Origin of the sequence: Chryseobacterium sp. PCH239 (assembly GCF_018924625.1) — a bacterium.
GTDB lineage: Bacteria > Bacteroidota > Bacteroidia > Flavobacteriales > Weeksellaceae > Chryseobacterium > Chryseobacterium cucumeris.
The window spans coordinates 3,743,343-3,755,033 of record NZ_CP073027.1 but is presented as its reverse complement, the minus strand read 5'-3'; the positions used below and the strand labels follow the sequence as shown (position 1 = coordinate 3,755,033).

At 36.2% G+C, this 11,691-nt stretch carries 11 protein-coding genes and 1 pseudogene; 8 read left to right on the top strand and 4 right to left on the bottom strand.

Annotation, left to right across the window (positions count from 1 at the left end):
- Positions 1 to 10 precede the first annotated feature (10 nt).
- From KBP46_RS17345 to KBP46_RS17325, 6 genes and pseudogenes are all read left to right on the top strand, one after another.
- Positions 11 to 804: pseudogene (locus tag KBP46_RS17345) on the top strand (hypothetical protein).
- Between the two features lie 293 nt (positions 805 to 1,097).
- Positions 1,098 to 1,862: a DUF6759 domain-containing protein gene (locus KBP46_RS17340; RefSeq protein WP_062675709.1), complete on the top strand. Its 765-nt coding sequence runs from the start codon at positions 1,098 to 1,100 to the stop codon at positions 1,860 to 1,862.
- Between the two features lie 96 nt (positions 1,863 to 1,958).
- Positions 1,959 to 2,636 (top strand): tRNA (guanosine(46)-N7)-methyltransferase TrmB, encoded by a 678-nt coding sequence (gene trmB / locus KBP46_RS17335; RefSeq protein WP_034692928.1) that lies wholly within the window; start codon positions 1,959 to 1,961, stop codon positions 2,634 to 2,636.
- A 240-nt stretch (positions 2,637 to 2,876) separates the two neighbouring features.
- Positions 2,877 to 3,098 carry a hypothetical protein gene (locus tag KBP46_RS23855; protein ID WP_253297072.1) on the top strand — a complete coding sequence of 74 codons (222 nt, stop codon included), beginning with the start codon at positions 2,877 to 2,879 and terminating at the stop codon, positions 3,096 to 3,098.
- Complete coding sequence (locus tag KBP46_RS24150; RefSeq protein ID WP_367397882.1) at positions 3,089 to 3,340, top strand: DUF6759 domain-containing protein; 252 nt, start codon at positions 3,089 to 3,091, stop codon at positions 3,338 to 3,340. Before KBP46_RS23855 ends, KBP46_RS24150 begins: the two co-directional genes overlap by 10 nt.
- Positions 3,341 to 3,346: 6 nt before the next feature.
- Positions 3,347 to 3,787, top strand: coding sequence for a DUF6759 domain-containing protein (locus tag KBP46_RS17325; protein ID WP_123279032.1), 441 nt, complete (start codon positions 3,347 to 3,349; stop codon positions 3,785 to 3,787).
- A 645-nt stretch (positions 3,788 to 4,432) separates the two neighbouring features.
- Here KBP46_RS17325 and rpsB read toward each other — a convergent pair.
- The 3 genes from rpsB to rplM all read right to left on the bottom strand — a co-directional run bounded on the left by rpsB (position 4,433) and on the right by rplM (position 6,250).
- On the bottom strand, positions 4,433 to 5,194 hold the full coding sequence (gene rpsB, locus KBP46_RS17320) for a 30S ribosomal protein S2 (protein ID WP_062675707.1): 762 nt from the start codon (positions 5,192 to 5,194) through the stop codon (positions 4,433 to 4,435).
- A gap of 207 nt (positions 5,195 to 5,401) precedes the next feature.
- The gene (gene rpsI / locus KBP46_RS17315; RefSeq protein WP_002976218.1) at positions 5,402 to 5,788 is read right to left on the bottom strand and encodes a 30S ribosomal protein S9; all 387 of its coding nucleotides are present in this window, start codon (positions 5,786 to 5,788) and stop codon (positions 5,402 to 5,404) included.
- Positions 5,789 to 5,794: 6 nt separating this feature from the next.
- A complete protein-coding gene (gene rplM, locus KBP46_RS17310) occupies positions 5,795 to 6,250 on the bottom strand; it encodes a 50S ribosomal protein L13 (protein ID WP_002976217.1) in 456 nt (151 codons plus the stop codon).
- A 349-nt stretch (positions 6,251 to 6,599) separates the two neighbouring features.
- Here rplM and KBP46_RS17305 point away from each other — a divergent pair, with 349 nt between their 5' ends.
- Entirely contained in the window at positions 6,600 to 7,697 is a 1,098-nt protein-coding gene (locus KBP46_RS17305) for a DUF3667 domain-containing protein (protein WP_184935601.1), read from the top strand.
- 38 nt (positions 7,698 to 7,735) lie between these two features.
- Here the strand turns inward: KBP46_RS17305 and KBP46_RS17300 are convergent, their stop codons facing one another.
- Entirely contained in the window at positions 7,736 to 8,068 is a 333-nt protein-coding gene (locus tag KBP46_RS17300) for a hypothetical protein (protein ID WP_062675912.1), read from the bottom strand.
- A 254-nt stretch (positions 8,069 to 8,322) separates the two neighbouring features.
- Here KBP46_RS17300 and KBP46_RS17295 point away from each other — a divergent pair, with 254 nt between their 5' ends.
- Positions 8,323 to 11,670 (top strand): methylmalonyl-CoA mutase family protein, encoded by a 3,348-nt coding sequence (locus KBP46_RS17295; RefSeq protein WP_123279031.1) that lies wholly within the window; start codon positions 8,323 to 8,325, stop codon positions 11,668 to 11,670.
- Positions 11,671 to 11,691: the final 21 nt, after the last annotated feature.

The window sequence follows — 11,691 nt, the reverse complement described above, 5'->3', positions numbered from 1 at the left end:
TGCGCATTATATGAAGAAACTGTTTACTCTACTGCTATTGGTTTTTCTGGCAAAAATTAATGCACAAATATATTCCGGGGAGGTATTTCTGAGAGACAACTCTATTTTATATCTCAATCAGGTGTATGTCACCAATCTGAATACACAGAAAACCGTTCTTACGGACTACAATGGAAACTTTAATATCCCTGCCAATACCGGGGATGTCATCCGGTTTACCTCTATTGTTACCGAAAGAAAAGACATCAAACTGACTCCTCAGTCTATGGAACAAAAAAATCTGGTTGAGCTTAAAATCGCCTATTACGAAATTCAGGAGATTGTTCTCAGCAGGTTCAAGCCTACCGGTAACCTCCGATATGACGTGAATTCTTTAAGAAAAGAAGACAAAGCATATGCCCTTAAAAAGTAATTGGTCTTCCTGAACCCAAAGGAGACGGAACACCTCCGGAACTTCCTGTTGCAGGACTTAGAGATGGAGGACTTACCTTCAGCCTGGAAAGTATTTATGATATCCTTTCCGGAGAAAGAAAGAAAAAACAGCGTTACCAGGCCTATGAAAGGATGAACAGCTCCGTAGCACAGATCAAAAATTATCTGGGGAAAGATTATTTTATAAAGTTTAAAATACCGGAAAACTTAATTGATAACTTCCTTCAGTTTGTTTATTCCTCCGAAAATATCCAGGCCTACGTATTAGCAGGCAACTTTGAAGCAGTAAAAATTCCTATTGAAAAATATCTTCCTATTTATCAGAAAAGGCTCAGAAGCTCACATCTTCAGGAAGTTGTAGGCGGCAACTAGAGATTTCGGCAAAAAACAATTCAAAATATTTATAACTCATGTACATTACATGGGTTATTTTTTTGCGGAATGGCTGAGAACACCAGCTATGCTTTACTACAAAAGTATTCACAATATGAATTATTCAAATTTTGCAACATATTATTCCTCAATATTCAAAAATATGTTTAATTTTATCTCACAAACAAGTGTTTAAAATAAAAACACCAGATATTTCGTTATCAAATAAAAAACTAAGCAACCAAAACGCAAATTAAGAGTGAAGCACCTAATTTCTAACTTAATATTAATTAATGAAAAAAGTACTTTTACTTCTTGGCTGTATGTTCTTTTTTATGGCTTCTGCCCAAAAGAAAGGGAAAGATTATAGTGATATTTTAAAAAGTAAGAATATCTATGAGATCAATGCCTTTTTAAGGGATGCTCATCCTGATGATCCCCGAAGATCTGTTTTGAAACCCAGGGTAATGGAAATGATGAAAGAGTACATCAAAAATGCACACCCTGCTGATCAAAAAGTAAAAGACATGCAGGAAATGCTTGCTATGTTGAGGAGAAGACCTTCTACCAAAATTACTTTTGATGAAATGAATGCCATCATCAAACAAAAACAAATTGCAAAATACAAAGCTGAGCTGGCTGCAAAACAATCTACCACAGTCTATACACCTAGTACTGCTCAAAATACATACGTTGTAAACGCTAATGCTAATGCCGCCATTCCAAATACTGAAGCAGAAGAATTTAATATGTTGATGGCTGTATCTCCTGTAGAACACAAAAACAGAACAGTAAAAATCTTAAATTCCCTATTTGATAATAATCCTAATGCTAAAGAATGTATTGTTTTGATTCGAAATAAATCAGATTGCAACATCATTGTAAGAATGGAAGGTGTAGGAACGACCAAATATAGACTAGCAGTTCCTGCCCAGGGTGAAGGTTCCATTGTGATAGATAAAGGACAATATCTTTTTACCAGCCTGGTTTGCGGGGCTCAATATGCTTCACAAAAAACGATTGAAAGACCAATTATGGTGGCCTTGGGAGGCCAATAATACAAACTAAATACGAATGATATCTATGTCTTTTACTACCAAAAGACATAGAGACTCCATAAATTTTCACTATTTTTGCACTCATTTTATAACTCAATGGGCAAGAATAAATTAGCAAGATTTGCAGAAAACAAAATATTACCGAATGTAATCCAGCCAACAAGAGAAGATGCTTTAAATGGTTTCGATCTTAAAGGAAAATGGAGAGACAATTTTTTTAAAAATGATAATCCTATCGTATTGGAACTGGGCTGTGGAAAAGGAGAATATTCTGTAGGGCTTGCAAAAACATTTCCTGAAAAAAACTTCATCGGAGTTGATATTAAAGGAGCCAGATTTTGGTTTGGCGCTAAAGAAGCTGTGGACAACAACATGACTAATGTAGCGTTTTTGCGAACTCAGATCGAACTTGTAGATTATTTCTTTGCTGAAAATGAAGTAGACGAAATCTGGATTACATTCCCTGATCCACAGATTAAATACAAAAGAACAAAACACAGATTAACCCATCCGGATTTTTTAAACCGATATAAAAAATTCCTGAAGCCAGGAGGCATCATTCACCTGAAAACCGATTCAGAATTCCTGCACGGCTATACGCTAGGATATTTACAAGGAGCAGGCTATGAAATCATTTCTGCCCACCATGATATCTATGGCGCACCAGAATATGATCCTAATACGGAACACCTGAGAGATATCAAAACGTATTACGAAGAGCTATTCTCAGCGAAAGGAAAAACTATTACTTACATCAAATTCCGGATAAGCTGATGAAATAAACAAACTTGATGAAAAAAAATTTTTAACGATTTTATTCTTCACATTTCTTATTCCCCACTTTACACAAGCTCAGAAAAGCAGTAAAGACATCTTAAAAAGCACAAATATCAAAGAAATCGAAGAATACCTGAGGAACGCACACCCTGACGATCCTAAAAAGACTGTGCTGAAGCCAAAACTTATTGCTTTAAAAACACAGAATGGACAAAGGGAGCGCTAACGGCCAAACCTATGGAAGCAAGACCTGTTATTGCAGACATACCTAAAAGTGCAATGAGAAATCCTAATTCGGACGATGCCGAAGAGTTTAAAAAACTTATTACTGAGACATCTGCTGAACACAAGGCAAAAACTGTAAAAGTACTGAATGCAATGTTTAATGAGGACATTAACCGTAATGAAGCGATTCTCTTATTCAAAATAATTCTGACTGTAATATTGTATTGCGGATAGAAGGAAAAGAATTTTACAATCTTGCTGTTCCTGCTCATGCAGAAAATTTCATTGTACTTAAAAAAGATTCATATACATTGAGCAGCAATATCTGTGATATGAAATATTCCTCTCAGAAAGAGATAAAAAAAAGTATATTTGTAACAGTAGACAATCCAAGACCTGCCAACACTGGACTGAAGTCTGCCCAAAAGGAGCCCATAACGGAAAAGTCAGAGAAAAAACAAAAGTCAAAAAAATAGAATAGGATGAAAAAACTATTAGTTCTCACCGGAATTTTATTGATTCTTGCCAGCTGTAATGTTAATTATGGAGGCTATCCGGGAAGAACCTCCTACCCTTATCCTTCTAACAATTCAGGGAACAGAGCCAATATAGAAAGAGAGTATAACGATCTTATGAAGACTTATAAGCCGGAAACTGCTGATGTACTTAATGACCTTCTCAACAGTGATGATCCTAAAAATCCAAAGACCTCTATTTCCGTGGAAAATAAATCTCCTTGTAATATGGTCCTTACGGTGAGTGGTGGCAATTTCTTCAAGAAGATTCCCATTGGTGCAGGTAAAATAGGATATACCATGGTTCCGAAAAATCAGAACTACAGATTATCCGGGATTGTTTGTAACTCAACATACCAATCCACAAAATTTGTTACAACATCTTATTCTATAAAACTTTCAAACTAAAATATAGCCTGCAGAATTCTGCAGGTTTTTGTTTTTAATGAAGACTCTCATCTTTTATTATAGTTAATAGCTTTTTACCGTAAGATCAGATTGCTTTTAAAGTTCTCAAAGTAACTCGCTATAGGAAAAAGTACATAAAAGACTTTATACCGCCTGAAAACGCTTAATAGAGCGCTCAGCATCAACAAATATCCATAAACCAGTCCTCATATTTCATTGTTCTTTAAATAGTGCTGAGCTAAATCCCTTTATTAGAAGTAAAAATTGGCATCAAATCAAAATAGTATTTTGAAGATCAAACATATAAAAATATTTCCTTATATTTAGAAATATAATTGCGGTATCCGAAAAGCATATAGAGTAGGAAAAAAATTAAAACTAAAACCATGAAAAATTTAAAAAAAGTCTCAAGAACTGAGCTAAGAACAATCAAAGGAGGATACAGAAGCTGTATGGATGGCTGTAGTATGGAACTGGGCGAAATGTGTTGCAATGGAGTATGCAGAATTGGAGTAATTATCCCTAGTACCGACCCTGACCTACCAGAGTTGATGGTATGTCCTAAGAAATAAATTCTGTGGTATAAACAATAAAAAACGCTGGACCGAAATCCAGCGTTTTTCCTATATTAAAGAAAATCTTTAATTATTCTGCATCGAAATCAGCATCTGTATCAGCAGATACCTTTTCTCCTTCTTCTTTAGATTTTTCTTTATCAGCTTTTCTTTGAGACTGACCTTCTTTGATAGATTCAGAAACTACGCTAAGGATCATATCAATAGACTTAGAAGCATCATCGTTTCCTGGGATAACGAAGTCAACTTTTCTAGGGTCAGAGTTTGTATCAACGATACCGAAAACTGGAATACCTAGTTTCTTAGCTTCAGTTACCGCGATGTGTTCTCTTAAGATATCAACTACAAATACAGCAGACGGAAGTCTCACCATGTCAGCGATAGAACCTAAGTTCTTCTCAAGGTTAGCTCTTTGTCTGTCAACTTGTAATCTTTCTTTTTTAGATAAAGTTTCGAATGTACCGTCTTTTTTCATTTTGTCGATAGCATTCATCTTCTTTACAGCCTTTCTGATAGTAACGAAGTTCGTTAACATACCACCTGGCCATCTTTCTGTAATATAAGGCATATTAAGTTCAGAAGCGTGTTTTGCAACCACTTCTTTCGCTTGCTTCTTAGTAGCTACGAAAAGAACTTTTTTACCTGCAGAAGTTAATTTTTCTAAAGCGCTGCACGCTTCATCCAATTTAACTGCTGTTTTATGTAAGTCTACAATGTGAATACCGTTTTTCTCCATAAAAATGTATGGAGCCATATTTGGATTCCACTTTCTAGTCATGTGACCGAAGTGTACGCCAGCCTCTAAAAGGTCTTTTACATTTGCTTTTGCCATGTTTTCTGTTTTTGTTAGTTTACTTTCCGTCTTTTAAACAATCAACAACTTCTTTAGATGGGAGAAGCGTTTGGATGCTAAACGTAACGGGCAATTGGCGGTCTGCTTTTTGCTTTTGGCAATGGGCTTTTCGCCGAGATTAAGTTTAAAAAAAATTTAATACATTCCTGTAGCCAATAGCCATAAGCCATCTGCCAACGAGAAATCTTAACGTTTTGAGAATTGGAATCTCTTTCTTGCTTTTTTCTGACCTGGCTTCTTTCTTTCCACCATTCTTGCGTCTCTTGTAAGTAAACCAGCTGGCTTCAATGCTAATCTGAACTCAGCGTTGATTTCGCATAAAGCTCTAGAAATACCTAATCTGATAGCTTCTGCCTGACCTGTATTACCACCACCGAATACGTTTACGGTAACGTCATACTGACCAACAGTCTCAGAAAGGATAAACGGTTGGTTTAATTTGTAAACCATCACGTCTGTAGAGAAATATTCTTTAGCATCTTTACCGTTTACTGTAATAACACCAGAACCTGGTTTTACATAAACTCTAGCTACAGAAGTTTTTCTTCTTCCGATTTTGTGAACTATAGACATAATTAATTATTTAAATTCGTTAACATTAATTGTTTTTGGCTGTTGAGCTTCATGTTTGTGCTCAGTTCCTTCATATAAATAAAGGTTCTTAAGGATAGCAGCTCCTAATCTGTTTTTAGGCAACATACCTTTTACAGACTTCTCTAATACCTTTAAAGAATCTTTCTTTTGAAGTTCAGCCGCAGTCATAGACTTCTGTCCACCAGGGTATCCTGTATGCCAGATATAAGTCTTATCAGCCCACTTGTTTCCGGAAAGTGTAATTTTCCCAGCATTCAAAACGATTACGTTATCACCACAATCTACGTGAGGTGTGTAGTTCGTTTTGTGCTTACCTCTCAAAATCTTTGCAACCGTAGAAGCTAATCTACCTAACGGCTGTCCTTCAGCGTCTACCACAACCCATTCTTTATTAGCAGTAGCTTTGTTCGCTGAAACAGTTTTGTAACTTAATGTATTCACACGTTTTAGTTAAAGATTAAACATAATTTACCCCTAAAAGGGTGTGCAAAGGTACAAATTATTTTCGTAACCCAAAAACATATTTTATTTAATCTATATAATCTTTACTCTACACCCCTCTATCAATAGATTTTAACACTATTTATAATTTTGGCACAGATCTTGCGAACTCATGAGCCGATGAAAAAAAACACTTCGTAGATTCTAAAAACACCAATGAAACAGTAAAGAGTTTATTCCCTCAACTCTTTCTTTCATTAATTTTACTTTAACGATTCCCGTAAAACATATTAATATAATCATAATTTCACTGAAATAATTATATTTGTGGCAATCATATTCCATAATCATGAGCCACGGAAAAGTACGAGAAGATAAAACCTGTCTAAACTGCGGACATCAGGTTGAAGAAAGGTTTTGCCCCCACTGCGGACAGGAAAATATTGAAAGACGACAGCCTTTCTATTTTCTTTTCACCCATTTCATTGAAGATTTTACTCATTATGACGGACAGTTCTGGGGAACAGTAAAAAATTTGTTATTTAAACCTGGCAAACTGACAAACACATATCTCGAAGGAAAGAGACAGAAGTTCGTACCTCCTGTAAAGCTTTATATTTTTGTCAGTTTTATTACATTCTTCGTATTTGCCCTTTTTCCTATGGTTAATATAGGTTCCCCTAAAGAAGGAAACACACAAGAGCAGAGTAAGACAAACCTTTTAAAAATCATGAGCCCTGTCGGGAAACAAAAGCTGATAGACAGTATCAAAGCAAAAAAACATGTGACTGCAAAGGACTCTCTTACCATTGAAGAGCTAAAAGCTGTTCCTGATTCTTCTGAATTAGAAGACATGATGAACATGGACAAAAAAATAGATCCGGACGTTAGCTTTGGAGAATATAAAACCAGAAAAGCTTACGATTCTGCTAAAGCCAAAAACCCGTCATCTCTCAGTTTTATTGAAGCTCCCATCGTTCACAAATTCTTTGAACTTAAAGAAAAAGGCGTTAAAAAAAAGGAGATTATTGCCGGTATGATAGAAAAGTCTTTTCATAATCTTCCTAAAGCCCTTTTCATTTACCTTCCTCTTTTCGCATTCTTTTTATGGGTTTTCCATAGTAAGAAAAAGTGGTGGTATTTTGATCATGGAATCTTTACGCTGCATTATTTCTCGTTTTTATTACTAACCGTCTTACTTATATTCTTACTCTCTAAATTGACAGGCCTCACAGACTTCTGGCCTATTAATACTATTTTATATTTAACAATATCATTCCTGTTATTATATACTATGGCCTATTTCTTTATTGCCCACAGACGCGTTTATCGTGCCCATGGTTTGGTAAGCATTATTGTCGGAATAATACTGTTCTCCATTAATTTTATCGCATTCATGTTTTTACTCCTAGGCCTTGCCCTGATAAGTTTCATGATGATACACTAATATAAAAGAGGCTTTTCAATGTGAAAGCCTCCTTTTATTTATTTTCTTAATGACTTAGTCGCCCTAAAGCTCGCTATAACATAATAGGCAACAAATACCATGGAAAACTTTAGAATAGAAGGAATAGCAAGCTCAAGTTTAAAAATCAGAGTTCCTGCAAAAACCAGAATAGCCATTACTACAAAAGACAGTCCCAGTTTCTTTACCAATGTAATATCCGGAGTATCTAAATAATAAGCAATCCCCCACGCTGCACCAAAAGCAATAGCGTAGTAGAACTCTAAACCGATATTCTCTGAACTTAAAAAGAAATAATTAATCAGGAAGCTTACTGCAGTTCCCAATGCGAAATATATCAACGCTTTTTGCATGTCTGTAAAATATAGTGCAAAAATAGAGAAATTAATTTGAGAATCTGAAGAAGCCCTTTGACAATGAAATCGTCATAACTCATTTTAATTCTGTAGTTACCGAACCATTCAACTTTCAAACATTTAAATACAAAATTGGGGAGATATAATTAAATAACACAAAATAATAATCTGAAAATCAAAAACATAAATTCAAACACTATGTTCTTTTTTTATTATTATATTTGGAAACTTAGAAACTTTCTAAAATTTTTATGGAAACCCAAAAATATACTCCAACCAACAAGGTAAGAATCGTAACTGCTGCCTCATTATTTGATGGGCATGATGCTGCGATTAATATTATGCGTCGTGTCATTCAGGGAACAGGATGCGAAGTGATCCATTTAGGACACGATAAATCGGCAGAAGAAGTTGTAAATACAGCGATTCAGGAAGATGCCAATGCTATTGCATTAACTTCATATCAGGGAGGTCACAATGAATATTTCAAATATATCTATGACCTGTTGAGAGAAAAAAATTCACCTCAGATCAAGATCTTTGGCGGCGGCGGCGGTGTAATTCTGCCTGAAGAAATCAAAGATCTGATGTCTTACGGAATCGACAGAATTTATTCTCCGGATGACGGTCGTGAACTTGGTCTTCAGGGAATGATTGATGACCTGGTACACAGATCAGATTTTGCAACTGGAAAAGATGTCACTGCAAAAGATCTTGACGATATCAGTTTTGAAAATCCGTCAAGTATTGCACAAATTATCTCAGCTGTTGAAAACTTCTCAGAAGAAAAGCCTGAGCTTGTAAAAGCAATCGACGAGAAATCTCAAGATCTTACTATTCCAATTATTGGTATCACCGGTACCGGAGGAGCTGGTAAATCTTCTTTAACAGACGAATTGGTAAGACGCTTCTTACGTTCCAATACAGATAAAAAAATCGCTATTATTTCCATCGACCCTTCGAAAAAGAAAACCGGAGGTGCTTTATTGGGAGACAGAATCCGTATGAACGCGATCAATGATCCAAGAGTTTATATGCGTTCGATGGCAACCAGAGAAAATAACGTTTCCGTTTCTCCATTTATTCACTCTGCACTCAATGTATTGAAACTGGCTCATCCGGACGTCATCATTCTCGAAACTTCAGGGATCGGGCAGTCTGGTTCAGAAGTTTCTGATTTTGCAGATATTTCCATGTATGTAATGACTCCTGAATATGGAGCTTCTACACAGTTGGAAAAAATCGACATGTTAGACTATGCGGATCTGGTAGCATTGAATAAATCTGACAAGCGTGGTGCATTAGATGCACTTCAGGCGGTAAGAAAACAGTTCCAGAGAAACCATCTTCTATGGGAAAGCCCATTAGATGATATGCCGGTGTATGCTACGAAAGCCTCTCAGTTTAATGATCATGGAACTACAGAATTATACAATAGATTAGTTTCAAAAGTAAACGATAAATTCGCTGATTTAAATCTAAAAACTTTTGTAGAACAGGAAGTTACTGAAGAAGTAACGATTATTCCTCCGAAAAGAGTTCGCTACCTTTCTGAAATCGTTGAAAACAACAAACAATATGATGTCAATATTGAAAAGCAGGCTGAGCTGGCCAGAACAATGTATCATATTGAAGGTGTAAAAAATATCATCTCCAATGAAGTTTTGGACGCTGAATACCAAAAAGCAGAGAAAGAGCTTCAACAGGATAATATCGACTTCCTAAAGACATGGGACGATACGAAAAAAGCATTCCATGCAGAGTTTTATTCTTATTTCGTAAGAGGAAAAGAAATTAAAGTTGAAACTTCTACAGAGTCTTTATCTCATTTGAGAATTCCAAAAATTGCATTACCAAAATACAATGACTGGGGTGATCTAATCAAATGGAAAGGCCAGGAAAATCTTCCGGGAAGCTTCCCTTATACCGCAGGTATTTATCCGTTCAAAAGAACCGGTGAAGATCCTACAAGGATGTTTGCAGGAGAAGGAGGTCCTGAAAGAACCAACAGAAGGTTCCATTATGTTTCTGCAGAGATGCCTGCAAAACGTTTATCTACAGCATTTGACTCTGTAACCTTATATGGCCAGGATCCTGCTTTACCACCAGATATTTATGGTAAAATCGGGAACGCGGGAGTTTCTATTGCGACACTGGATGATGCGAAGAAATTATACTCCGGATTTGATCTGGTAAATGCATTAACTTCGGTTTCAATGACAATCAACGGTCCTGCACCGATGCTACTGGCTTTCTTTATGAATGCCGCCATCGATCAGAATGTTGAAAAATACATCAAAGAAAATGGTTTAGAGTCTAAAGTAGAAGCTAAGCTTAAAGAAAAATTTGATGATAAAGGATTAGAAAGACCAAAATACAACGGTGAACTTCCTCCATCCAACAACGGTTTAGGACTACAACTTTTAGGATTAACAGGTGATGAAGTAATCCCTGCTGATGTGTATGCAGAAATTAAAGCTAAAACAATTGCTACAGTTCGTGGTACTGTTCAGGCTGACATCTTAAAAGAAGACCAGGCCCAGAATACGTGTATCTTCTCTACAGAATTTGCATTGAGATTAATGGGTGACGTTCAGGAATATTTCATCAGAGAAAAAGTACGAAACTTCTACTCTGTTTCCATTTCAGGATACCATATTGCTGAAGCAGGAGCGAATCCGGTTTCCCAATTGGCATTCACACTGGCTAACGGATTTACTTATGTGGAATATTACTTAAGCCGTGGAATGGATATCAATGATTTTGCACCGAACTTATCTTTCTTCTTCTCCAATGGTATAGACCCTGAGTATTCAGTAATCGGACGTGTGGCAAGAAGAATCTGGGCAAAAGCCATGAAATTAAAATACGGAGCAGACGAAAGAAGTCAGATGTTGAAATACCACATTCAGACTTCAGGACGTTCTCTGCACGCTCAGGAAATTGATTTCAACGATATCAGAACGACTCTTCAGGCACTTTATGCAATCTATGATAACTGTAACTCTCTTCACACCAATGCTTATGACGAAGCAATTACAACGCCTACTGAGCAATCGGTAAGAAGAGCAATGGCGATTCAGTTAATCATCAACAAAGAATTAGGATTGGCTAAAAACGAAAATCCGCTTCAGGGATCATTCATCATTGAAGAATTAACGGATCTTGTAGAAGAAGCTGTATATACTGAATTTGACAGAATCACAGAAAGAGGTGGCGTTCTTGGAGCTATGGAAACTATGTATCAGCGTTCAAAAATCCAGGAAGAATCAATGCATTACGAATGGCTGAAGCACACCGGTGAATATCCTATTATCGGAGTAAATACTTTCTTAGGAAAAGATGGTTCGCCAACTGTTTTACCAGGAGAAGTTATCCGTTCTACAGAAGAAGAGAAACAGGCACAGATTGAATCTCTTCACAACTTCCAGCAAGCCAATGAAAGTAAGTCTGACGAAGCCTTAAGAAAACTTCAACATGCAGCCATCAACCAGCAAAACTTGTTTGAAGTGATGATGGATGCTGTGAAATACTGTTCTTTAGGACAGATTACCAATGCTTTATTTGAAGTAGGCGGTAAGTACAGAAGAAATATGTAATATACAGATACAATCATTTTA